Annotated in this window: 15 protein-coding genes and 1 tRNA gene; 8 read left to right on the top strand and 8 right to left on the bottom strand. The window is 60.3% G+C overall.

What is annotated here, in order from left to right; genetic code table 11:
- Window positions 1–49: 49 nt before the first annotated feature.
- The 3 genes from OHL18_RS12045 to OHL18_RS12035 form a co-directional block, all read right to left on the bottom strand.
- The gene (locus OHL18_RS12045) at window positions 50–1411 is read right to left on the bottom strand and encodes a pilus assembly protein TadG-related protein (protein WP_263375095.1); all 1362 of its coding nucleotides are present in this window, start codon (window positions 1409–1411) and stop codon (window positions 50–52) included.
- Between the two features lie 258 nt (window positions 1412–1669).
- Window positions 1670–1754, bottom strand: a tRNA-Leu gene (locus OHL18_RS12040).
- Between the two features lie 169 nt (window positions 1755–1923).
- Window positions 1924–2673 carry an HAD family hydrolase gene (locus tag OHL18_RS12035; RefSeq protein ID WP_263375094.1) on the bottom strand — a complete coding sequence of 250 codons (750 nt, stop codon included), beginning with the start codon at window positions 2671–2673 and terminating at the stop codon, window positions 1924–1926.
- A 65-nt stretch (window positions 2674–2738) separates the two neighbouring features.
- Here OHL18_RS12035 and OHL18_RS12030 point away from each other — a divergent pair, with 65 nt between their 5' ends.
- The gene (locus OHL18_RS12030) at window positions 2739–4178 is read left to right on the top strand and encodes a serine/threonine protein kinase (RefSeq protein ID WP_263375093.1); all 1440 of its coding nucleotides are present in this window, start codon (window positions 2739–2741) and stop codon (window positions 4176–4178) included.
- 148 nt (window positions 4179–4326) lie between these two features.
- Here the strand turns inward: OHL18_RS12030 and zwf are convergent, their stop codons facing one another.
- Window positions 4327–5694 (bottom strand): glucose-6-phosphate dehydrogenase, encoded by a 1368-nt coding sequence (zwf, locus tag OHL18_RS12025; RefSeq protein ID WP_263375092.1) that lies wholly within the window; start codon window positions 5692–5694, stop codon window positions 4327–4329.
- Between the two features lie 69 nt (window positions 5695–5763).
- Window positions 5764–7197, bottom strand: coding sequence for an ATP-grasp domain-containing protein (locus OHL18_RS12020; protein WP_263375091.1), 1434 nt, complete (start codon window positions 7195–7197; stop codon window positions 5764–5766).
- Window positions 7198–7544: 347 nt separating this feature from the next.
- On the opposite strand from OHL18_RS12020, the gene dprA reads away from it, so the two are divergent.
- From dprA to OHL18_RS12005, 3 genes are all read left to right on the top strand, one after another.
- Complete coding sequence (gene dprA / locus OHL18_RS12015; protein ID WP_263375090.1) at window positions 7545–8759, top strand: DNA-processing protein DprA; 1215 nt, start codon at window positions 7545–7547, stop codon at window positions 8757–8759.
- 275 nt (window positions 8760–9034) lie between these two features.
- Entirely contained in the window at window positions 9035–11839 is a 2805-nt protein-coding gene (gene topA / locus OHL18_RS12010; protein ID WP_263375089.1) for a type I DNA topoisomerase, read from the top strand.
- Between the two features lie 174 nt (window positions 11840–12013).
- Window positions 12014–12298, top strand: coding sequence for a DUF427 domain-containing protein (locus OHL18_RS12005; protein WP_263375088.1), 285 nt, complete (start codon window positions 12014–12016; stop codon window positions 12296–12298).
- A 141-nt stretch (window positions 12299–12439) separates the two neighbouring features.
- Here OHL18_RS12005 and dxs read toward each other — a convergent pair whose 3' ends face one another.
- Window positions 12440–14329, bottom strand: coding sequence for a 1-deoxy-D-xylulose-5-phosphate synthase (gene dxs, locus OHL18_RS12000; RefSeq protein ID WP_263375087.1), 1890 nt, complete (start codon window positions 14327–14329; stop codon window positions 12440–12442).
- 179 nt (window positions 14330–14508) lie between these two features.
- Entirely contained in the window at window positions 14509–15804 is a 1296-nt protein-coding gene (locus OHL18_RS11995; RefSeq protein ID WP_263375085.1) for a dicarboxylate/amino acid:cation symporter, read from the bottom strand.
- Window positions 15805–15973: 169 nt separating this feature from the next.
- On the opposite strand from OHL18_RS11995, the gene OHL18_RS11990 reads away from it, so the two are divergent.
- The 3 genes from OHL18_RS11990 to OHL18_RS11980 all read left to right on the top strand — a co-directional run bounded on the left by OHL18_RS11990 (window position 15974) and on the right by OHL18_RS11980 (window position 20035).
- A complete protein-coding gene (locus OHL18_RS11990) occupies window positions 15974–16669 on the top strand; it encodes a YybH family protein (protein ID WP_263375084.1) in 696 nt (231 codons plus the stop codon).
- A 175-nt stretch (window positions 16670–16844) separates the two neighbouring features.
- Window positions 16845–19265 carry a PAS domain S-box protein gene (locus OHL18_RS11985; protein WP_263375083.1) on the top strand — a complete coding sequence of 807 codons (2421 nt, stop codon included), beginning with the start codon at window positions 16845–16847 and terminating at the stop codon, window positions 19263–19265.
- Between the two features lie 179 nt (window positions 19266–19444).
- Window positions 19445–20035: a hypothetical protein gene (locus OHL18_RS11980; protein WP_263375082.1), complete on the top strand. Its 591-nt coding sequence runs from the start codon at window positions 19445–19447 to the stop codon at window positions 20033–20035.
- Window positions 20036–20208: 173 nt separating this feature from the next.
- Here OHL18_RS11980 and acs read toward each other — a convergent pair whose 3' ends face one another.
- Window positions 20209–22182, bottom strand: a complete 1974-nt coding sequence (acs, locus tag OHL18_RS11975) for an acetate--CoA ligase (protein ID WP_263375081.1) — start codon at window positions 22180–22182, stop codon at window positions 20209–20211.
- Window positions 22183–22396: 214 nt separating this feature from the next.
- Here acs and OHL18_RS11970 point away from each other — a divergent pair, with 214 nt between their 5' ends.
- Window positions 22397–23773 carry an L-lactate MFS transporter gene (locus OHL18_RS11970; protein ID WP_263375080.1) on the top strand — a complete coding sequence of 459 codons (1377 nt, stop codon included), beginning with the start codon at window positions 22397–22399 and terminating at the stop codon, window positions 23771–23773.
- The last annotated feature ends 4 nt before the right edge of the window (window positions 23774–23777 follow it).

Below are 23777 nucleotides of genomic sequence, written 5' to 3'. Positions count from 1 at the left end.
CAAAGACCGTCCAGAATGGTCCTCTCGTTCCCAGAGCACCCCGTACCATTCATTGGACTAAGGCCGAACCTCCGCCGGCAAGAGGAGATCCATTCGCAAGCGACGAATAGTCGTTTGTAACCGAAGTTGTGCCGAAGGTCCCTAGCGGAAAACTGAGGGCCGCAAAGTTGATGTCCTTCGCCACGATAATGTTGTACGTCGAGGAGCCGCTCACCGCGCAAGTCACCGTCGCTGTAGGCAGGTAGTAGGCTCCTGTCAGCGTTGTGTTGAGGGAAGAGTTCGCCACAATGATCGCGGCCGCGGTATCTCCCGGGTCCTGAAAGAAGAGGATGCCGGCATAGGTGCCCGACGTCGGTGCGGTAAGTGTCAGATGGCCGAGCGTGATCGACGACGCCACAAAGTTGATACCCCCGTTGGGGCCGTAGTTGTAGAAGGTGACGCCGGTGCCGGTGACCGTTGAGAGAAGACTGAAAGTGATGCCTCCTAGCGGGCCAACCGAGCGAATCACGTACGTTCCAGGCATGAAGGTCACATTTGCCAGTGGCCCGACGGTAATCCCTCCGCAATACGCGGCATCCGGATAGAGCACAGCGTTTCCCACGATGACCAGCGGACCGGCCGCGCCATGGTAGGGCGATAGCAGGCTCGCCCCGCAAGAGAGCACGGTCGGCTTGGGAAGGGTGGAAAGCGGATCGGCGGGGTTGGGAACAGGAACTGAGGTCCGAGGTGTAGGACTGACGCTGCAGAGAAGATTTTGTATCCCTCCTGTGATCTTCAGATTGGGGACGGAGACCGCTGCAAACAAGGCGCAGCCGAAGGCACCCGAGGAGTTCGACTCATCCACAACGCCGCACGTCGCCGTGAGCGACGCCAGCACGGCGACCGTGATCGCGTTGGCGCTGCTCTGGTCGAGCGCATAGATGCAGTTCGGGTTGGAGGTTCGCACCGACTCCGCCCGGGCCGTGAGCAGCACCGTGGTGTAACCGATCAGCCGAACAAAATAGGTTGGCACCGGCATGGAAACAACGGCCTCGACATACTTTGTTTTACCCTGGTTCGGATCGGCGGAACCCCGGTAGCACGGCGGATTGTTCAAGAGAAGTGTCAGCGCCGTATTGGAAGTCGAGCCGCAGTTGGTCACCAGCGTGCTGCCGGTATATCCGTTCTCAGCTAGCGCTGAGGTAGCTGCCGTCTGCATGGCGCTGCAGTTGCTCACCCCCAGGCAGGAACCGATCTCCAGCGCCCCCGAGAGCGCGGCTGCCTCAGCCGCCGTGTGCAGCTTGTTCTCGGTGAAGCAGAGGTTCCCGACATCCACCGAAAGTCCGACCAAAGCGATGATGACGGTGATCATGACGCCGAAAAACACGGTGGTCTGACCGTCGTCACGTCTCAGAAATCGGCGGATGCTCATCGTGACCCCATCTTGTCCCCGGTGTTGTGATGGCTGGTTCCAACGGTCGCGTGACCTGTTTTGGAGCACTCTGATAGGCCAACCGCTCCTATGCCTCTTCTGTGCATGATCGGCCCATTCCAGTGATTCCTTGATTCGGTAAACGCCGGAACAAACGTAAGTTGTATCGGAGAGGAATCGCAGAAAGGCGGCAATAGAAAAGGCCAGCGCTTAGGGCTGGCCTTGCTCTTTGCTTCATCTTTGAAGAGGAAAAAGGAGTGGTGCGGAGGAGGGGACTTGAACCCCTATGCCTTGCGGCGCTAGCACCTCAAGCTAGTGCGTCTGCCAATTTCGCCACCTCCGCATGATCTCGTCAGCCGGGAGGCTGCAATCGAGAGCGGTGTGCATCACGAGTGTTAGTGTAGCACCCCTGCGCCCCTCCGTGGAGATGCCGCATCTCAAGGAAGCTGTTGAAGAACTCCGGTTTCAGAGGTTTAGGAGTAGCGGGGAGCTGTAGCCCCGGATTGCTCGCCCTAAAAGATCTGCCCAAGCTCCGCGAAGCCTCCAAGCTCCAGCAAGTGCTGACCAGCTTTGGGCTGGTTGACGATCTCGTGCTCCAGCACCCAGGTAAAGTCGTGCGGGATGAAGATCGCGTGCAGTCCTGCCGCCAGTGCGGGATTGATGTCCGACCGCGGACTGTTCCCGATCATCCATGTTGTCGCACTGTCGCAGCCATGGTGCGCGCTCAGACTCAGGTAGGCCTCCTGGTGCTTCTCCGGAAGCACCTCGACGGCGACGAAATAATCTTCCAATCCAGAACGCCGAAGCTTGTCCGTCTGCTCCGCAGGGTCGCCCTTAGTGACCAGGATGCAGCGATGGCGCGAAGCGAGTTGCGGAAGCGTCTCACTGACCCCGGCCAGAAGTTCAATCTCCTGCTCTGCAATCGAGTTCGCGAAGCTCACAATCCTGCGATGTTTCTCCTCCGTGATCGGCGAAGAGGTCAGCTGCTCGAAGCACTTGATCAGCGATTTGCGAAAGCTCTTCAGCCCATATCCGCTGCTGGCGACCATGGCATGTTCCACGTGATTCAAGTGCTCGCGAACCTCCTGCGGAGTATGCACACGATGATCGAGATACGAGATAAAACTCGTGATCGCCCGCTCGAAGTAGATGTTGTTCTCCCACAGCGTGTCGTCCGCATCGAAGAGCAGGGTCTGGCCGGGGAGCTGTCTCGAGATGCTTGAGGAAGAGGAGAGCACACGTGGATTATAGAGCGAGTCCATGCCCCGAAACTCCCATCGCACCTGAACGTAACGTGAAACTTGAGGCGTTATGATGGAGCTTCGCCATGTTTCCTGAACCGGGACAGAAGTTGGGGCCATACGAGATCCTGGGTGAACTGGGCGGCGGTGGCATGGCCAAAGTCTTCCGCGCCTGGGACGCCCGCCTACATCGCGACGTCGCCGTCAAGGTGATCGACGACCGCTTCACCATGCCCGGAATCGGCGAGCGCTTTCTCCGCGAGGCCCGCGCAGCTTCCGGCCTAAACCATCCCAACATCTGCACTATCTTCGACATCGGCGAGCAGGATAACGCTCCCTACCTGGTGATGGAACTACTCGAAGGCGAGACGCTGAAGGCGCGCATCGGCGCATCCGCAATGCGTCCCGAAGATATCCTCCGCCACGCCGCCGAGGTCGCCGACGCGCTGGCCGCCGCCCACGCTCGCGGGGTCGTCCATCGCGACATTAAGCCGGCCAACATCTTCCTCGTCAAGAAGCTCAACGGCACCTCGCAGGCCAAGGTGTTGGACTTCGGTCTTGCCAAGGTGGAACAGTACGCCAGCGAAGAGCGCAAGCTCGCCGCGCACCTCACAACCATGGGCGCTACCGTAGGCACCGCCTCCTACATGTCGCCCGAGCAGGCAAAGGGCGAAGACCTCGATGCTCGATCCGATCTCTTCTCGCTGGGCGTCGTCATGTACGAGATGGCCACCGGCCAACTCCCGTTCCAGGGAAGCACTAGCGCTCTCGTCTTCGTTCAGCTCCTCGCCGAAAAAGGCCCGGAGCCCATTCGCTCCCTGAACGGTGAGATTCCCGCTGACCTTGAGGCCGTAATTCTGAAGCTGCTCGAGAAGGATCCCGCTGCAAGATACCAGACGGCCAGCGAGCTCTGCGAAGAGTTGCAGGATCTTGCGGACCGGCGCTCCGGCTGGCTGACGCGGATGAAGAACCCAAAGGAGGTCGAAGCAGCGTTCCCCATCGCGTCGGAATCTCAGGGCGTCCCTGCGGCTCTCGACCTCCGCGATCCCGCAAGCCGGCCAAACTACCCGCCGCGCCCCGCCGACGCGCCGCGCGTGCGTACTGTCTGGGAAGACCCAGCCAGTAAACCTCCGTCCGGTGGCCGTTCGGGCGTTCGAACGGGCCGCTCCAGTATCGCGGCCAACGCACGCATGAGCTTTCCCACGGTAGCTCCCTACAGCGGCCAGACTTCGGCGCAGATGTCTGCGGCAAGCCGACCCTCCACTCCAGCCGAACCAGAGCCTCTGCCCAACGTTGAGCCGTCGGTTCCCGACAAGCGTGGGTCACTCCGCGAAGCCTCAAGTGAACTTTCGCTGTCCCCGGAACCGTCGACGCCCGTTGTTACAAACGCCATACTCGTAGCCGGGATCATCCTAATAGCGCTAGCCATAGGGCTGATTGGCTGGAGCCTGGGATGGTTTGGCAGGCCTGCCGTAAGCCAGAACTTGCGCCTGAATCAGAGGAGTCATCAAGCAGCTAGTGTCTAGTCCGTCATTCTGAGGCGCAGCCAAAGAATCCCGCATCTCGCTCGTGCCGCTAACAATCCTCGGGTGTCCCGTACAGAAGATATGGAGAGTCTTCACTCCGTTCAGAATGACGGCTGATTAGAGAGGGTCATGGCAGCAGCGCGCACATCTACGCTGGGTTCGACCAGCCGCCGTACTTCCCGTGCAGGATGTCTGCCTCCGCAGGTCCCCAGCTTCCCGGAGCATACTTCTGGATCGGCAGATTCGCACTGAGGATCGGGTCGAGCAGTCGCCACGACTCTTCAACATAATCCTGCCGCGCAAACCGCCGCTGGTTGCCAATCATCGCATCTTCAATCAGCTCTTCGTAGGGCAGCATGTCGTTTGGGGTAGGAGGCGTCGCGGCGACAAGCTCTGTCGGGTGCCCGATAAAGCCTTGCCCAAACGACTTTTCTAGCGCTCCAATGGCGATCTTCACATCAGGGCTCACCTGGAAGCGGATGTAGTTCTGGCTGCTCTGCTCGGAAGAGAAGATCATAGGCGGCTTGCGCAGCCGCGCCACGATCTGCGTTCCGGTCGTTCCCAGACACTTGCCTGTACGAATAAAGAAGGGAACGCTCTTCCAGCGCCAGGAGTTGATATTCAAACGCATCGCCACGAAGGTCTCGACGCGCGAGTCCTTTGCTACCCCAGGCTCGTCCAGGTAGCCCTCGAACTGGCCCAGCACGACATCCTCCGGCTTGATGGGCAGGATGCCCCGAAGCACCTTTACGCGCTCATCGCGGAAGAGCTCCATGTCCATGCCCGGAGGCGGTTCCATTGCAATATTCGAGACGAGCTGCATGATGTGGTTCTGGACAACGTCGCGGATCGCGCCCACGCCATCGTAGAAGCTGCCTCGGCCTTGCACGCCGAAGCTCTCGGCCATCGTGATCTCGACCGACTTCACGTACTGCCGGTTCCAGATGGGCTCAAGAAACGCGTTCGCAAATCGGAAGTAAAGGAGATTTTGGACAGCATTCTTACCGAGGTAGTGGTCGATGCGAAAGACGTCTTGTTCCTGGAAGCTCTTCTGCACCGTCTTGTTGAGTTCAATGGCCGACTCGAGGTCATGGCCAAACGGCTTCTCGACGATGACGCGGGCGCCATCTGCGCAACCGGCCAGCTTCAACTGGTCCATTACCTCGCCGAAGAGGCTTGGAGGAATCGCCAGGTAGTGCAGCGGATGTTGCGACTTGCCAAGCTCGGCACGGACGTTCTTGAAGGTCTGCGGATCAGCGTAGTCGCCGTCAACGTAGCGCAGGCGCTCCATCAGGATCGGGTAGCCTTCGGGATCGATGCCGCCGTGGGTCTCGAGGCTCTTGGTCGCGTGCGCCTTGAACTGTTCGAGGTTCCAGCCGGACTTCGCTACCCCGATGACGCACATGTTCAGCTTGCCGCGTCGCGCCAGCCGTTGCAGCGACGGGAAGATCTGTTTGTAGGCGAGGTCGCCCGTGGCTCCGAAGAAGACAAGTGAGTCGGATATAACCTGTTCCATGAAAACCTCTCACTTCTATCATGGCACGTCGGATGTCGCATATGTGTGACACGAAGTCCTCACGGGCCGCTAAGAAACGAGCAGATTTTTCATCAGCATCTCGCGGAAGCCATTGTGAATGCTGTGTACATTGGCCCGGCGATACTCCCACCGAGGATCATCCGCCGGCTGTTCCACTACCATCGTCGCGTTGGCCTCAAAGAGCAGAACGTCACCATCAGGGCCGATCCCGAAGTCGATTCCACCGTAATCGAGACCAAGCGCCTCCTGGATCGCGGCAAGACCTTTCATTGCCTTCGGTCCAAGAAAACCGGCCATGTCCTGCAGAAACCGCTGTTCTTCGGCACGATGGTCCGGCCGCTCCGCCATGTCGGCGCTGAAGTAGTGGATCTTCCACTTCGACGAGATCGCAAGGTGCAGTGGATAGATCTTGCCATCGACAAACATGGCGCGATACTTGCGCACGCATCCGTCCGCTCCTCGGGCATCGAGAAACTCGATCGCCAGAAGCTCCGCTCCCTCCCGTCCCTCACCGGGCAGTCCGGCGACCTCCGCAGCAAGCTGGTCCGCGCCCGCCACCTCGACAAAGTGCTCGCCCATGTGGAGCCCCGGCACACGCAGTAGCAGCGGGAAGCTGAAGCCACCCTCATCAAGCGCTTTGGCACCACCCGCGCCCGCCAGCAATGCATACGGATAGAGCCTGGTCTTGGCTGTCACCACCCCGGTCAGGGAAGTCATGCGCGACGCATTGCCTGCACGACTGGTCGCCAGCACCGCAGACGGCGCGTTGAGCACGCGTGCCCGCGACTGCGCGATCAGGTTCTCCGCAGCGATCAGGGCCTCGATCGCAACCTCCACATCGCCGATCCCATTGAAGATCAGCCGATGCTCCGGTAGAGGCGTATTTGGGTCGAAGAAGTCTGCAACCACAATGTATGTCTGGAAGACCGTCTCGTCCAGCAGTCGCTCCACCGGCGTATTTCCGCCCGTCGATGAGACCAGCAGGATCACCGGTATCGCTGGTTCATCGCCGCGATAGGGTGCCGCAAAGACATTCTTTCTTCCGAAGGCCTTCTGCGCGTGCCTCACTGCCGCGTCAAACTCGCCGAGCCCCTTCAGCGCGTAGTACATTCCGCCATGCGCCTCGACGAACTCCGGATCGATAGCAAGCGCAGCCTCATAGCGCTCCCGCGCTCCAGCAGAGTCGCCAAGCTGCAGCGTCACACTTCCGAGATTCACCAGCCCCACAAGATCGTTTGGATGATGCGTCACCGACTGGGCATAAACGATCTGTGCCGCCTTGTGATTGCCCGTCTTCGCCAGCAGCCGGCCAAGCTCCAGCAGGTTTGTGCGATGCGTCTCATCGAGCTCCAGCACTCGGAAGTGATCGTTGCGTGCTTCGAGCTCCAGCCCCAGGAAAGCAAGCAGAAGCGCTCGCTCCACCCGCAGCTCCACCTCTTGCTCCCGCTGCATCTCGTAACTCAGAGCGTCGTTCAGCTCCATCAACCGACTCTCGCCCCTGCTGCGGGCCGAGTCTGTGCTTCTTGCGGGTACTTCCATCTCGAGTAGTTGTGGCATCGTCTTGCAGAAAGAACATGCAATCCCGTTGCCACGCCGATTGACCCGTTCGCCGCCGCACGGATCCCCTTTTGGCCCGAAAATCAGCCTTGGAAGCACATTTCGAGAGCCATCTCTCTCATTAATCTCTCATCGGGTGTCTTTTGACTGCCTTTCGCTGCGTCTTGCTGCGCTTTGCTCACCCTTGCCTCCTTGACACGCCCCTCTCTCTCCATTAGGCTCTGCCCTCATCCGTAGGGCCGCGTTTCTAACAGAGCTGGAAGGGAATGCGCATGGGTGCAGGTGGGAAGTTGGAGAAGGGGGCTGCGCGCGAGATGGCGCGGCTCGCCTGGATGGCGTTAACGCTGACCCCGGCGGTGGGGCCGCGGCGAGCTGCACGCGCAATGGAGCGTATCGGCGCGGCGGAGCGCATCTTTGAGGCATCGCTGACCGAGCTTGAGTCTCTCGGCATGCCTGCCAGTGCGGCGCAGTTCTTCTTCGATGGCCGCGCCCGCGCGACCGCCGAAGACGAGATCAAGCGCATCGAGACCGAGCCCGGCGTTACCTTCCTCACTCGCGACGACCGCGAGTATCCCGAACGCCTGCTCGAGATCTTTGACCCTCCCGCCGTGCTCTGGATCCGCGGCCCGGTCGACCTGCTCGATCGTCCCGGAATCGCCGTCGTCGGCACCCGGTCGCCGACCGTCTATGGCTCAGGCATGGCCGAGATGCTCGCCCGCGACCTCGCCCTGCGCAACCTCGTGATCCAAAGCGGCATGGCTCGCGGCATCGACACCGCCGCGCACAAGGGCGCGCTTGTCGCGAAGGGGAGAACCCTCGCCGTCTGGGGCACGGGAATCGACGTCATATACCCCAAGGAGAATAAAAAGCTCGCCGAAGACATCGTCGCCAACGGCGGCACCATCGTGACCGAGTACCCCTTTGGCACCTTCCCCGCACCGCAGAACTTTCCGCTACGCAATCGTATCCTCAGCGGCCTCAGCGTCGGCGTCCTCGTCATCGAAGCAGGAGAGCACAGCGGCACCCGCATCACCGCCCGTTGCGCGATGGAGCAGAACCGCGATGTCTTCGCCGTCCCCGGCAACGTGACCAACAAGAACGCATGGGGGCCAAACACGCTCATCAAGCAGGGAGCTAAGCTGACCGCAACATGGGAGGATGTATGGGAGGACCTGCCCACCCAGATCCGGCTCCAGCTTGAGGACGAGATGGGCGCCCAGCGCGCGAGCTCCGGGCAGGCCACCACGGGCGGCGGTGAATCGAACTCATCGCTGACCGCATCACTGTTTAACCAGAAGCCTCTTGCCGAGCCAGAGCGAATAGTCTTTGAGCGGTTGCGGCAGGATGAGTCGCTGCAACTCGACGAACTGATCGAAGGCCTGGATGGCGAGATGGGTTCTGCAGAGATTTTTGCGGCACTCTTCGAACTGGAACTTTCCGGCAGAGTGAAGCAGTTGCCAGGCAAGAATTACGTTCGCACGTTTTAGCCTTTCCTGCTGCTGGAAACCGTTGAAACGTAAAGTGATCTTTGCCGATTTGCTCGTGTGAGCAGCACCTCCCGGACGGGGTAGCCGCGGCTAGGAAAGGCCTGTGTAAAAAGTGACCTTCACGGCTGCGGTTCGTCCCTCCTCCCGATAGGTGGAGATGACGTGGGATCGCAACCGTGTTAGGTTCGCATGGAATCGGTGAGTTTTGGAAAGCCGATCGAGCAGCCGGATTTGAGGCTGCGTTTTTCAGATGTAAACGTACGAGAAGGGAACGAATGGCAAAGTCACTGGTGATCGTGGAGTCGCCCGCAAAGGCAAAGACGATCAATAAATATCTCGGCAATGATTACGTGGTGGAGGCCTCCATTGGCCACATCATGGACCTGCCAAAGAACGACATCGGCGTGGAGCTGAAGAAGCGGACGTTTGAGCCGACGCTCATCGTCTCACCCGGCAAAGAGAAGGTTGTAGATCGTCTGAAGAAGCTCGCCGCGAAGGCGGACATGGTCTACCTGGCACCCGACCCCGACCGCGAAGGCGAGGCCATCGCAGCGCATCTCTTCATGCAGCTTGCGCCGATGGTAAAGGACAAGTCGAAGATCAAGCGCGTAACCTTTAATGAGATCACCCAGAAGGCGGTCAAGGCGGCCTTCCTGAAGGCTCGGGACGTAAACGAAGACCTCGTCGACGCCCAGCAGACCCGCCGCGTCCTCGACCGTCTGGTCGGCTACCAGGTTTCGCCTTTACTTTGGGATAAAGTCCGTCGCGGCCTCTCCGCTGGCCGTGTCCAGACCGTCGCCCTCCGCCTCATCGTCGAGCGCGAGAGCGAGATCAACGCCTTCAACCCCGTCGAGTACTGGAACATCACCTCAAAGCTCCAGGCCGGCAAGCAGGACTTCGTCGCCAAATTCACCGGCATCGACGGCGAGACCTCCCGCGTCTCCAACGGCGTCGACAAGGAAGGCAAGGAGCAGTTTCTCTCCGGAGCTCTCGCGAACGAAAAGATCACCGAAGAAGTCATCGCCCAGATGCGCAAGGCGCAGTGGTCGGTCGCTTCCGTCGAGCGCAAGGAGCGGAAGCGCAACCCCACCGCTCCCTACACCACCAGCAAGCTGCAGCAGGACGCCTCCAGCCGCTTGGGCTTCAATGTCCGCCGTACGATGGGTGTGGCTCAGCGCCTCTACGAAGGCGTCGAGATCGGCAAGGACGGCACCGTCGGCCTCATCACCTACATGCGTACCGACTCCACCCGCGTCTCCGCCGACTCCATCACCGAGGCCCGCGACTACGTGCAGAAGAAGCACGGAGCGAAGTACCTCCCGGCCAGCGCCAACGACTACAAGGGCAAGAAGGACGCCCAGGACGCCCACGAGGCCATCCGCCCCACCCGCGTCGACTACACCCCCGACTCCATCAAAGCGCACCTCAGCGAAGAGCAGTACCGCCTCTACAAGATGATCTGGCAGAAGTTCGTCTCCTCGCAGATGGTTCCCGCCGTCTTCGACCAGACCACGGTTGAGATCGCCGCGAAATCCGATCGCACCTATAACTTCCGCGTCTCGGGCTCGATCCTCAAGTTCGACGGCTACCTCGCCGTTTGGGACAACGCCTCCGAGGACACCATCCTGCCCGAGATGAAAGACGGCCAGTCCCTCGACATGCTCTCCGTAGACTCCGAGCAGAAGTTCACCGAGCCTCCGCCGCGCTACAACGAGGCCTCTCTGGTAAAGGTGCTTGAGGAGCAGGGAATCGGTCGCCCGTCCACCTACGCGTCCATCATCAACACAATCCAGGATCGCGACTACGTCAAGAAGATCCAGGGCAAGTTCGTCCCGACGGAGATTGGGACCGTTGTCACCGGTCTGCTGGTCAAAAACTTCCCGTATATCTTCGACGCCCAGTACACCGCCAAACTCGAGGGCGAGCTCGACGCGGTCGAGGACGGCGAGGAGAAATGGACTGACCTCCTCAATGGCTTCTACGACCACTTCGAGAAGGAACTCCTCTACGCCGGCACCCACATGGAAGACATCAAGCGTATGGAGCAGGTCACCGACCAGACCTGCGACAAGTGCGGCAGCGCGCTCATTCTGAAGTGGGGCAAGTTCGGCAGCTTCTACGCCTGCAGCGCCTTCTCGAAGGCCAAGCCGATGACGGTGGCCATGGGACCTTGGAAGAAGGATCCCAAAGCTCTATTGAAGAAGATCAATGATACGTTGAACTTCCCGGTAGAAGTGAAAGCGATGACTGAAGAGATGCCGGACTTCTCCAAAGAGGTCGCCGACAATAAGGCTCTCCAGTCCGCCATCAACGACGCCCAGGCCAAGGTTGCCGAAGGCACCAGCAAGAAGGTCATCGTCGAAGCCGTAAGCTGCGACTTCACGAAGGAGAACTTCGCCGCCAAGCCCGACCTCAGCGCCCCCGGAGCCGACGACGTCCCCGAAGAGGAGTTCTGCGACAACTGCGGCCGCGTCATGGTTCTTCGCAACGGCCCTTGGGGCCCGTTCATGGCCTGCCCCGGATACAACGACGATCCTCCGTGTAAGACCATCCGCAAGCTTACGCAGAAGGTACAGACAAAACCTCCAGTGCAACTTGAAGAGTCTTGCCCTAAGTGTGGAAAACCATTGCTTCAGCGGGACGGTCAGTATGGCGAGTTCATCGCCTGCAGCGGCTATCCCAAGTGCAAGTATGTCAAGCAGGACTTGCTGGACGTAAAGTGCCCGAAGGACGGCGGCGACCTCGCTGCTCGCAAGACCAAGCGCGGCGACGTCTTCTATGGCTGCACCAACTACCCCAAGTGCGACTATGCGAGCAATCTCAAGCTCATCAACGAGACCTGCCCGAAGTGCGACAGCGCCTATCTGCTTGAAGTGGTCAACGACAAGGGAACCTCCTACGTCTGCCCCAACAATCACGCGGCGCTGCCGAAGCGCCGCCCGAAGAAAGGGGCTCCCGTCGAGGAGCCGACCCACGCCCCATGCACCTACGAGCGCAAGGTGGCTGGCCCAGCTCCAACGGTCCCGCTGGCCGTTCCTGACCCGGAGAAGACCCGCGCAGTCGTCGAAACCTACGCGTAGGCAGTAGCCAGCAGGTTGTTAACCGATGTGGGCCGCTCGTGCGGCCCATTTCCGTTTCGAGCAATCTTCTGTTACAAATGCGTCATTGGATTTCGGGTTCCAGAACCCCGGCAGCGCTGTGGAAATCGTGTGCGTTCGCCGTAAACTATTGATAAGAATGAGAGTACGTTTGATATGGCAAAAGCAGTATGGAATGGCCAGACAATTGCGGAAAGCGAAACGTACGAGACCGTAGAGGGCAACATCTATTTTCCCGACGAGTCAGTGAAGCGCGAGTTCTTCAAGCCGAGTTCAACGACTTCAAGCTGTCCCTGGAAGGGCCAGGCACGCTACTACACCCTTCTTGTCGACGGCCAGGAGAATCCGGACGCAGCGTGGTACTACCCTGACCCAAAGCCCGCCGCCCGTAATGTAAAACATCACGTCGCATTCTGGCGTGGAGTTGAAGTAACTAAATAGGTTAGCCGATATCGATCGCCGATAGCCGCTAAAAAATTCAGGCGCTGACGGCAGTTCATTGAAGGTCTTTCGGAGTAGGTTCGGGCTTTAGCCCGAACTTTCAAAAGCATACGGAAATCGGGGCTTCAGCCCCGGGCTTTTCTACCGAGCCACCATCCGCTCGTTTCGCAGCGTCGCCAGATAGGGCTGAATCTTCTCCATTGCTGCCTCGGCGGTCAGCCCGTACTTGGCGCGCAAAGCCTCCACCTTCCCGTGCTCGATGAACTCATCCGGCCATCCGATCCGCACAACCGGTGTCGCGATCTCCTGTTCGTTCGCGCACTCCAGAATCGCCGACCCAAACCCGCCCGCGAGCACATGGTCCTCCATGGTGATCATTAGGCCGCATCGCCGTCCATAGGCTTCAACGCACGCGGCGTCGACCGGCTTAGCGAACCGGGGATTGACGACAGCCACCGAGATCCCTTCGCTCTCCAACATCCCAGCCAACCGCATCGCCTCAGGCAGCATCGCTCCCAGCCCGAAGATCGCGACATCTTCGCCATCCTGGATGACCTCGGCCTTGCCGATCTCTAGCGCCTCCGGCTTAGCCTTCACCGGCGTTCCCGGCCCGACCCCACGCGGGTAGCGGATCGCCGATGGCCCCGGATGCAGCATCGCCGTGTACATCATGTCCGCGAGCTCATCCTCGTCCTTCGGAACCATGTGAATCAGGTTGGGCACGCTGCGTAGGTAGCTGATGTCGAACAGACCATGGTGCGTTGGCCCATCGTCGCCGGAAAGTCCGCCACGATCCATACAGAAGACCACGGGAAGCTCCTGCAGGCAGACATCGTGCACGATCTGGTCGAACGCTCGTTGCAGAAAGGTCGAATAGATCGCGACAAACGGCTTGTACCCCTTGGTCGCCATGCCCGCGGCGAAGATGACCGCATGTTCCTCGGCGATTCCCACGTCGAAGTAACGCGTCGGATGCAGGGGCCGGAAGAGGTCAAGCGCCGTCCCATTCGGCATCGCAGCCGTAATGGCGACGACCTTGTCGTTCGCCGTTGCCAGCTTTGAAAGGCTTTCCGCAAAGATCTCCGAGTAAGTTTTTTGCCCAGCCGGCTTTGTTTCGCCAGTCTCGGCGTTGTAAGGCCCCAGGCCGTGAAACTTCTTCTGCTGCTCGATTGCAGGCTGGAACCCACGGCTCTTCTGCGTGATTGCATGGAGAAGAACAGGCCGGTTCTGCTGCTTCAAAAACTTAAATGTTTCGATTAAGAGTGGAAGGTTATGCCCATCAAGCGGGCCGTAGTAAGTCAGCCCGAACTCCTCGAAGAGCATGCCCGGCCCGATCAGACCCTTGGCCGCCTCTTCCGCCTTGCGCCGGAGGTGCGTAGCTGTCTTACCTCCAAATCGCCCGATCAGCCCGCTAGCTCGCTCGTGCAGCCCTGCGATGGTTGGATTGGTAACAATCTTATGGAAGTACTCCGCAATCGCCCCGACGTTCTTGTCGATCGACCAGGCATTGTCGTTCAACACGATGATCATCCGCTTGGTCTGCGAGGCAATGTTGTTCAGCGCCTCGAATGAGATGCCGTTGGTAAACGCGGCGTCCCCGGCCAGCGCCACGATATGCTCCGACCCTCCGGACATATCTCTCGCTACAGCCATCCCCAGAGCCGCGCTCAGCGCCGTCCCGGCGTGTCCCGCACCGTAGCTGTCATGCTCGCTTTCAGTCCGAAGCATGAAGCCGTTCAGTCCGCCCGGTTGTCGAATCGTATGGAACAGCTTCTCTCTTCCCGTCAGTAACTTATGGACATAAGCCTGATGACTTACATCAAAGACGAAGCTGTCCGTCGGCGTGTCGAAGACGTAGTGCATCGCAAGGGTCAGCTCGACCACGCCAAGGTTCGGCCCAATGTGGCCGCCCGTCTTCGAGACGCTATGGATTAGCCGTTCGCGGATCTCTGCGGCGAGAGTCTCCAGTTGAGGGAGCGAGAGCTTCTTGATGTCTGCGGGGGATTCGATCGTCTCGAGGATGCTGCTCATTCACGTACCTGTCTGCCCGTGGATGTGGACTTGAACGCTGGCGATGGGTCGCGAACAGGTCCTTCGAGCTTGCCGGGACAGCTACTTCGCCGCCTGCCGTAGCTCCTTAGTATATCAATCGTTAGACGCCAAAGATCGAGGTTTCGAGCGGCCAATCGATCCTGCGAAAGCTCTGTCGCTCAGGCGACAGTACCCTCACGAACCACCTCCGACGCAGGCTCCGTGTCGAAGGTACCTTCCCACTTCGCGACGATCACCGAAGCCAGGCAGTTGCCGACGACGTTGATCATCGTCCGCGCCATGTCCATGATCGCGTCGATCCCAAGGATGACGAAGATCGGCTCTGTCGGCAGCCCGAAGGTCGCAGCCGTTGCCAGCAGCACCACCAGCACCGCGCGGGGAACGCCCGCCACTCCCTTGCTGGTCAGCACCAGCGTCGCCATCATCGCAAGCTGCCTGCCAATCGAGAGATGTACTCCCGCCGCCTGCGCCACGAAAATGCTCGCCACCGCAAGGTAAAGTGTCGATCCGTCCAGGTTGAAGCTATATCCAGCCGGAATCACGAAGCTGACGATGCGCCGCGGCACTCCCAACGCCTCCATGCACTCCATTGCCCTTGGAAGCGCGGCCTCGCTGGTGGAAGTCGCAAAGGCGATCGTCGCAGGCTCGGCCACGGCTCGCAGAAACCGCCGGATCGGCACGCGAAAGAGTAGAGCCGCCGGGAGCAGCACCAGCAGCGCGAACGCAACCAGGGCTGCGTAGAAGGTCAGCAGCAGCTTGCCCAGGTTCACCATCACGCCCAGCCCCATGTGGCCCACCGTGAACGCCATCGCCGCACCCACACCAATCGGCGCGTAGTACATCACCACGTTGGTGAACCGGAACATCACCTCGGAGAGCGACTCTGTCAGCCGCAGCACCGGACCGCGCTTGGAATCGGGCAGCGTCGTCAGCGCAATTCCAAACAAAACAGCGAAGACCGCAACTTGCAGGATCTGCCCCTCCGCAATAGACTTCGCGATGTTCTCCGGGAAGATGTGCAACAAAAAATCTTCCCATTGCAGCGGTGGCGGCGTGGCGACCGAGTCGTGCGGGCTTATAGGGAGGGTCAGGCCAGCTCCGGCATGGCTCAGATTGATGGCAATCAGCCCGATGGCCAGCGCCAGGGTCGTAACCACCTCGAAGTAGACAAGGCTGCGCAGCCCCATCCGGCCAACGCCCTTCAGGTCGCCGTGCCCGGCGATTCCCGTGATCAGGGTCACCAGGATCAGCGGAGCGACGATCGTCTTGATCAGCCGCAGAAAGATGTCTGAGAAGACCCGTAGATGCACCGCAAAGGAAGGGGCATCGAAGCCGATCTCGGCCCCGGCGATCATTGCCGCAATGATCCAGGGGGTGACTGATCGCCGGCTGCCTGCATGTGCCGCCAGCAACGCGATTCCCGCCCAGCGAAGAATCAAACCAGTGACTGGCATCCCAGAAATCAACCAGCCAGCGGCGATGCCCGATAGCAAAAGCGCCGCCGCGCAAATAGGCAAAACGAAGCCGGTCGGAAGGGATCGCAGGGGTTTGTCATTTGCCATCGCTTGCGAAGAATAACAGTTCGGAATACCAATCCAGACAAGCGTAAACCCAGCGATGACGATGTCGATTGCAGCCGACAGTTGCGCCACACCGAAGACCTTTCCGGCTGGTAGCATGGTCGGTATGCGTCACCTTGTGACAGTCACCGCTTTGCTCTGCGGACTTTACTGCCACTCTCGGGGCGCTCAGGCTCAGGGCCAGCTCGATCCGCTACCGCTAGTAAACTCCCAGGTCCGGAATCAGAACCAGCCGCCGAAGTCATCGACCTACGATCCGCTCCCACAGAGCGGGTACAAGATCAGCCCGCTCACCCAGCCAACGTTTACACCTGGCATCCTCCTGCTGCTGGAGCTGGAGACCAAGTTTGCAGCCTCCGTCGCCGCAGGTGGAGGAAAGGCATTCTCAAGCTGGTTTGCCGACGATGCCGTGTCGCTGGCCAACGGAAAGTCGCCCGTCATGGGCAAGATCGCCATCGCGGCACAGGCGCAGTGGGACCCGAAAGAGTATCAGTTGACGTGGGTGGCGCAGGGCGCTCAGATGGGCCCGTCAAACAATATGGGATTCACGTGGGGCCACTACGAAGCGGCCTTCAAAGATCAACATGGCCAGACCGTAACCCTGACTGGCCGCTACATGACTGTATGGAAGAAGGGAACCGACACCTCGGGGCCGGGAGGGGGTTGGCAGGTGGCTATGGAATCAAGTGCCGACGAGCCGCCCGACGCGGGAAGCTGCTGCACCTTGCCAAGACCGTGAACGATTGAGCGTTCCGGCTTCAACCTCGGCAAGGATCATCATTCGAAATGAATCTAGAAACAAGGCGCAGAAAGACTTACAGGGAAGACGTGAAGAATCTGTAGCTGGATTGCATCGTCACCCTTAAGTGGCAGAATCCAGGGCCAGGTCATCTCCTACCATGAAGTTTAAGACCATGAGCCAGCGTGCGCTCGAAGACGAAGCTTTGCGTGTCGAAGCCGTCGAAAAATACGAGGTGCTGATGACGCCGGCCGACCCGGCGCTCAGCGATCTCGCGCGCCTGACCACCCAGGTCTGCAGCACCCCGATCGCCGCTATCATGCTGCTTGATGGCGACCGCATGGTCTTCAAAGCCACCGTCGGCATCTCGGTCGCGGAGCAGCCCCGCGGCGAAAATCCCTGCGAGCGCACCATCGCGCAGGAGCAGGTCTACGAAGTCGCCGACGCCTATCTCGATCCCGAGCACGAAGAGAGCGGCATCGAACTCGGTGGCCGCATCTTCCGCTACTACGCTGGCGCTCCGCTCATCACGCCGACCGGCACCATCATCGGCACTGTCTTTGTGCTGGACTCCGTGCCTCGCAAGCTCACTGCCTCGCAGAGGGACGCGCTCACCATCATCAGCCGGCAGGTCATCACCCGGCTCGAGCTCAACAGCCGCGTCCGCCAGATGGAGCTTGCCGCGCGCCTGCATCAGCGAACCGATACCGCCCTTACCGTCGAGCGCAACTTCGTCTCCGCCGTCCTCGACACCGTTGGAGCTCTCGTCGCTGTCTTCGACACCGCCGGCCGCATCGTGCGCTTCAACCGCGCCTGCGAGAGCATCTCCGGTTACAAGTCGTCCGAACTCCTCGGCCGATACGTCTGGGAACAACTCATCCCCAGCGAGGACGTCCCCGACGCAATGCGCGAGTTTGAAGGCATTCGGACGGGCGGATATCCGGTCACCTTCGAGAACGTCTGGCTCACCCGGAACGGCAGTCCGCGCCGCATTTCGTGGTCGGCCACCGCCCTGCTCGACGCCCAGAGTCAGGTCGCTTTCATCATCGCCACCGGCATCGACGTCACCGTTCAGCGCGACGCCGAGGCCACCCTCCGCGAGAGCGAAGCCCGCTATCGCGAACTCATCGAAGGTTCGCTCGGCATGGTGTGCACCCACGACGCCAACGGCGTCCTTCTCTCGGTCAACCGGCATGGTGCCGAGGCCATCGGACGCACCGTCGAAGACGTGGTCGGCCACTCCCTCCTCGACCTTATGTTCCCTGGTACCGAGAAGTTCTTCCCCGCTTATCTCGAACAGATTACGCGCACCGGTCAGGCCGAAGGCCTGCTGCACCTGCGCCATCTGAATGGCGAGCTACGCGTCATCGCCTATCGCAACAAGCTCATCTCGGTGCCGGACCGCAAGCCCTACGTCCTTGGCTTCGGCGTCGACGTCAGCGACAAGATCCGCGCCGAAGGTGAACTTCGCGCCCTCGTCCGCCAGTCGAACTCCATCCTGGAGTCCATCGGCGACGGTATCCTCGGTGTCGATCTAGAAGGCCGAATTACCGTCATGAACCCCGCCGCCGCGCAGATGCTCGGCTACGACCCCGCAGAGGCCCTTGGCCAGTCTATGCACGACCTCATCCATCATCGCCATCCCAGCGGCCAGCACTATTCCTGGGAGACGTGTCCGATCAATCTCAGTCTTCATAAGATGGAGACCACCCGGATATCGACAGAGGTCTTCTGGCGCAAAGACGGCACCTTCTTCCCGGTGGACTACGTCGCCCGCCCCCAGATCGATACGGATGTCCGGACAGTTGATGGCGAAAGGATCCCTGGCGGCCGGGCAGTCGGCGTCGTCGTGGCCTTCACCGACACCACGCAGCGCCGCGCCCTCGACCGCATGAAAGACGAGTTCATCTCGACGGTCTCGCACGAGCTCCGGACGCCGCTGACCTCGCTCCGCGCCTCGCTCGGCCTCATCCAGAGCGGAGCGCTCTCCTCCAAGCCCGAACGCACCAGGCAGATGCTTGAGATCGCCATCGGCAACACCGACCGGCTCGTCGCGCTCGTCAACGACATCCTCGACCTCGAACGCATCAACAGCGGCAAAACCGAGCTGAACTACAGCATGTTTGGCATCGACGAGATGCTGCGCAAGGCGGCTGCAACCCAGCAGACGCAGGCCGCAAAGGCCGATATCGAGATCCAGGTCGAGGCGCAACAGGTAGACGCATGGGCCGATCCCGACCGCGTCGCGCAGACCATCAACAATCTCATCTCGAACGCCATCAAGTTCTCTCCCAAGGGCGGACGCATCGTCTTTAAGGCAAGCCGCACGGAGAATGATGAGATCCAGATTGAGGTTCAGGACTCTGGCCCAGGAATCCCCGAGGACAAGCTGGAGCAGATCTTCGAGCGCTTCCACCAGGTCGACGCCTCGGACTCGCGCTCTCGCGGAGGCACCGGCCTCGGCCTCGCCATCTGCCGCAGCATCGTCGAGCAGCACGGCGGCCGCATCTGGGCCACCAGCAAGCCGGACGAGGGTTCCAGCTTCTTCTTCACTCTGCCTTCGCGGCCCACGGACTCCGACACGTCCCTGGTGTAAGCGACCCCCGAGGAGACTAATCTCGGCAAATTCTGCCGTTTACGGCAAACTTTGCTTAGCACCATCGGGGTATTTCACTCCACATTTCCTCAAGGCACTATGGTTCCAGCGGCATCCGATCCTCCCCGAGTTCTTTCCCCAGGATTCTGCCGCGGCAATCAATCTTCAGGGAGCGTTCTGTGTCTATTACCACTGGTGTCTCATCCTCTGTTCTCCAGTCGCTGCTCGACAGCGCGTACACCCCGGTCACCACATCGAGCACCTCCCAGACCGCATCCACCAGCGCAGTTTCCTCGTCCTCGCTTCTCTCCTCGTCGTCCGACAACTCCTCGACCAGCTCGCTCGACCCGCTTACCCAGGACCTCGTCACGCTGCTCAAGGACCTCGCCTCCGGCGACGCGACCGGCGCGAAGACGGCCCTGACCCAGCTCCAGAAGGACCTCAAGGCCAGCTCAACGCAGTCCAATACGACCAAGGACCTGACCTCGTTCCTCAAGGATCTGACCTCCGGCAACACCACTGCGGCGCAGTCCGACATCAAGCAGCTGGAGCTCGACCTAGGCATCAAGCCCTCTGACTCAAGCTCCAGCACCTCCGCCAGCACGTCGGACGCAACCTCCAGCACCTCGGATACGGCGCTCGAGAAGCTCGTCACCAAGCTCAGCACTCTTCTGACATCCGGTAGTACGGACGACGCGCTTCAAGCCGTCGCCAGCTATCTCGTACAACAAGGTCTAGGCAGCGGATCGCTGGTAAACACCTCAGCGTAACCAAACGGCACATCCACACATGAGAACGGCCTCCATCCGGAGGCCGTTCTCATTTGCATTCAACCATCATCTAGCTCTTGTCATCCTTCGCAAAGCCGAGATCCCCGACCACCAGCCCTGTCATCCTAAGCGAGCGCACGCGCGAGTCGAAGGAACTGGCTTTCTCCCCGCCACTAGGCCTCGTCCTGCTCCCTTAGTCGAGCCACCACAGCGAAGTCTTCGAGCGTCGTCGTATCGCCCTTCACCTCACCCGTCGTAGCCAGCTCCCTCAGCAGCCGCCGCATAATCTTTCCACTCCGGGTCTTCGGCAAGGCATCGGTGAACCGCAGATCGTCCGGTCGGGCCAGCGCTCCAATCTCCTTCGCCACCCACTGCCGCAGCTCCTGCCGTAGAGCGTCGCTCGCCTCGTAGCCATGCTCCAGCGTGACGAACGCTGCGATCGCCTGCCCCTTCATCTCGTCGGGACGCCCTACCACCGCCGCCTCGGCAACCTTCGTATGCGCCACCAGAGCCGACTCGATCTCCATCGTGCCCAGCCGGTGCCCGCTCACGTTGATAACGTCGTCTACCCGGCCCATCAGCCAGAAGTAGCCATCCTCATCGCGCCGCGCGCCGTCGCCAGTAAAGTACTTACCGGGCACCTCGCTGAAGTAAGCCTGCTGATACCGCTCCGGGTCGCCATAGATTGTCCGCGCCCTCGAGGGCCACGGCTTCGAGATCACCAGCAGCCCGCCCTGCCCATCCGGTACCGGATCTCCCTCTTTTGTGACAATCTCCGGCACAATTCCAAAGAATGGCCGCGTCGCCGATCCAGGCTTCGTCGCGACTGCTCCCGGAATCGGAGCGATCATGATCGCGCCCGTCTCCGTCTGCCACCACGTATCGGCGATCGGGCACCGCTCCTTACCCACCATGCGGTGATACCACATCCACGCCTCGGGATTGATCGGCTCGCCGACAGTTCCCAGCAGCCGCAGCGATCCCAGATCGTACTTCTCTATCCACTCATTGCCCCACTTGATGAACGCCCGGATCGCCGTCGGCGCGGTATAGAAGACCGTCACCTTGTGCTCGTCGATGATCTTCCAGAACCGGTCGTTCTCCGGGAAGTTTGGAGCACCCTCGTACATCAGCACGGTCACACCGTTCTGCATCGGCCCGTACACCACGTACGAGTGCCCGGTCACCCAACCGATATCGGCCGTGCACCAGTAGACGTCGTCGCCCCGCAGATCGAAGACGTACTTGCTGGTGAGGTATGTTCCAACCGCATATCCACCGGTCGTATGCACCAGCCCCTTGGGTTTGCCGGTCGTCCCCGAAGTGTAAAGGATGTACAGCGGGTCTTCCGCGTCCATCCACTCGCAAGGACACTCTGCCGCAACGGACTCCACCGCCTCGTGCAGCCAGATGTCGCGCCCTTCCTGCATGTCGATAGGAGACTTTGTCCGCTGATACACGAGGACGCTCTTCACCGACGGGCACTTCGTCAGCGCCTCATCCACGATCGCCTTCAGCTTGATCTCGCTGCCGCGGCGATAGCTTCCATCCTGCGTCAACACCGCAACGCACTCGGAATCGTTGATGCGGTCTACCAGCGCATGCGCGGCGAATCCGCCAAAGATCACCGAATGCACCGCACCGATGCGCGCGCAGGACAGCAGAGCGGTCGCCAACTCCGGCGACATGCCCATGTAGATTGCGACGCGGTCGCCTTTCTTCACGCCCTGCGCCTTCAGCACATTTGCGAACCGCTGCACCTGTTCATGCAACTCGCCGTAGGTAATCCGCCGAATCTCACCGGGTTCGCCCTCCCACAAGATGGCGACCTTGTCCCGGTTCGCGCCAAGAGCATGTCGGTCCACGCAGTTATGGCAGAGATTGATCTTGCCATCGACGAACCACTTCGCATCCGGCCCAGTGCCATCCAGCACCTGCGACCACGGAGCAAACCACTCAAGCTCCGACGCCGCATCCGCCCAGAACGCGTCGGGTTCCTCGACGCTCTTCTTGTACAGAGCCTCATACTCTACAAGGCTGCCGATATGAGCCTTCGCCGCAAACTCGGCCGGGGGAGGGAAGACCCGGTTCTCGCGAAGGGTCGAGCTTAGATTGGAGTTCTGTGTCTCAAGAGTCTGCCCAGCCATCAAACCATTACCTCAGTTTCACTACGGTAGCAAAAAGGTACGCTATGCCGCGCACCACAGGCAAACAAACGAACCTGCCGCCCGGACAATCGTTTTGCGCAGGGTGTATGGTTGTCACCAAATCGCCCCATTCGGGTGATCGGCTTTTACTATGTGACGCGCTACGCTGTTTTGCATGCATGTAAAGAGCACTTGAGTACTGGAGTTTTTGAAAATGTCCCTGGGCTTTCTCGATCGTGATCATTCCATCGCACCAGCCGGCTACAGCCGCTGGCTTGTTCCTCCCGCAGCTCTCGCCATCCATCTTTCGATCGGTCAGGTCTACTCCTTCTCTGTCTTTAAGAATCCCCTCCTCGCTCTGCATGGTGCGGACGGATCCGCGTGGAACCTCAAGGAGATCGGCTACATCTTCTCCATCGCCATCGCCTTCCTAGGCATCTCAGCCGCGCTCTTCGGCGCATGGCTGGAGAAGGCCGGCCCACGCAAGGCCATGTTCTACGCGGCGCTCTGCTTCAGCGTCGGCTTCTTCATCGCCTCAGCCGGAGCCAGCACCCACAATCTCGCTCTCATCTACCTTGGCTACGGAGTCATCGGCGGCATCGGCCTCGGCCTGGGATACATCTCTCCCGTCTCGACCCTCATCAAGTGGTTCCCCGATCGCCCCGGCCTCGCAACCGGCCTCGCCATTATGGGCTTCGGCGGCGGAGCGATGATCGGTGGCCCGCTCGCCAACCAGTTGATGGCCCACTTCAAGGCAGCCGGACAGCCCTCCATTCCGTACACCTTCATCACCATGGGGGCGATCTACTTCGTCTTCATGATGTTTGGCGTCTTCACCATCCGCGTCCCCGCCAAGGACTGGAAGCCCGAAGGCTGGACCGCTCCGGTCAAACAATCCGCCCTCATCTCGAAGCACAATGTCGCCGTCGCACAAGCATGGAAGACGCCGCAGTTCTTTCTACTCTGGATCATCCTCTTCACCAACGTCACCGCAGGCATCGGCATCCTCGAGCAGGCTGCCCCGATGATCCAGGATCTCTTCAAAGGCGTCATCACCCCCACTGCGGCGGTAGGATTCGTCGGCCTTCTCAGCATCTTCAACATGGCTGGCCGATTCATCTGGGCCTCCTGCTCGGACATCCTCGGGCGCAAGGTGACCTACTTCGTCTTCTTCACGCTGGGTACGGTCCTCTACTTCGTTCTTCCGCTTACACGACTCGACCACTTGAACTCGGTGACTCTCTTTGTCCTGATCTCCGCGGTCGTGATCTCGATGTACGGTGGCGGCTTCGCCACCATCCCCGCCTACCTGAAGGACCTCTTCGGGGGCTATAACGTCTCGGCGATCCATGGCCGCCTGCTCACCGCATGGTCGACCGCCGGCATCGTAGGTCCGCTCATCGTGAACGGCATCCTCGACCACTACGTCGCCAACAAGCTGCCCAAGCAGGACGCCTACCCGCTCATCCTGCACATCATGTCCGGCCTGCTTGTCGTTGGCTTCATTGCGAACCTCTTTGTGAAGCCGGTCAGCGAGAAGTACTGGCTGAAAGATTCGGAGACCCTCACGCCGGTAGGCGCAGCCCACTAAGAGC

It is taken from the genome of Granulicella aggregans (assembly GCF_025685565.1).
In the GTDB taxonomy this organism is placed as follows: Bacteria; Acidobacteriota; Terriglobia; order Terriglobales; family Acidobacteriaceae; genus Edaphobacter; species Edaphobacter aggregans_B.
Note: the sequence above shows the minus strand (reverse complement) of the source record. Positions and strands in the feature narration are given on the sequence as shown.

What these genes read in the sequence shown, in the direction of transcription:
- OHL18_RS12005 (WP_263375088.1), top strand. Translation starts at nt 12,014, where the DNA reads ATGGCAAAAGCAGTATGGAATGGCCAGACAATTGCGGAAAGCGAAACG.
- zwf (WP_263375092.1), bottom strand. Translation starts at nt 5,694, where the DNA reads ATGGAACAGGTTATATCCGACTCACTTGTCTTCTTCGGAGCCACGGGC.
- topA (WP_263375089.1), top strand. Translation starts at nt 9,035, where the DNA reads ATGGCAAAGTCACTGGTGATCGTGGAGTCGCCCGCAAAGGCAAAGACG.
- OHL18_RS12035 (WP_263375094.1), bottom strand. Translation starts at nt 2,673, where the DNA reads ATGGACTCGCTCTATAATCCACGTGTGCTCTCCTCTTCCTCAAGCATC.
- OHL18_RS12045 (WP_263375095.1), bottom strand. Translation starts at nt 1,411, where the DNA reads ATGAGCATCCGCCGATTTCTGAGACGTGACGACGGTCAGACCACCGTG.
- OHL18_RS12020 (WP_263375091.1), bottom strand. Translation starts at nt 7,197, where the DNA reads ATGGAGCTGAACGACGCTCTGAGTTACGAGATGCAGCGGGAGCAAGAG.
- OHL18_RS11970 (WP_263375080.1), top strand. Translation starts at nt 22,397, where the DNA reads ATGTCCCTGGGCTTTCTCGATCGTGATCATTCCATCGCACCAGCCGGC.
- dxs (WP_263375087.1), bottom strand. Translation starts at nt 14,329, where the DNA reads ATGAGCAGCATCCTCGAGACGATCGAATCCCCCGCAGACATCAAGAAG.
- OHL18_RS11990 (WP_263375084.1), top strand. Translation starts at nt 15,974, where the DNA reads ATGTCGATTGCAGCCGACAGTTGCGCCACACCGAAGACCTTTCCGGCT.
- dprA (WP_263375090.1), top strand. Translation starts at nt 7,545, where the DNA reads ATGGGTGCAGGTGGGAAGTTGGAGAAGGGGGCTGCGCGCGAGATGGCG.
- OHL18_RS11995 (WP_263375085.1), bottom strand. Translation starts at nt 15,804, where the DNA reads ATGCCAGTCACTGGTTTGATTCTTCGCTGGGCGGGAATCGCGTTGCTG.
- OHL18_RS11985 (WP_263375083.1), top strand. Translation starts at nt 16,845, where the DNA reads ATGAGCCAGCGTGCGCTCGAAGACGAAGCTTTGCGTGTCGAAGCCGTC.
- OHL18_RS12030 (WP_263375093.1), top strand. Translation starts at nt 2,739, where the DNA reads ATGTTTCCTGAACCGGGACAGAAGTTGGGGCCATACGAGATCCTGGGT.
- acs (WP_263375081.1), bottom strand. Translation starts at nt 22,182, where the DNA reads ATGGCTGGGCAGACTCTTGAGACACAGAACTCCAATCTAAGCTCGACC.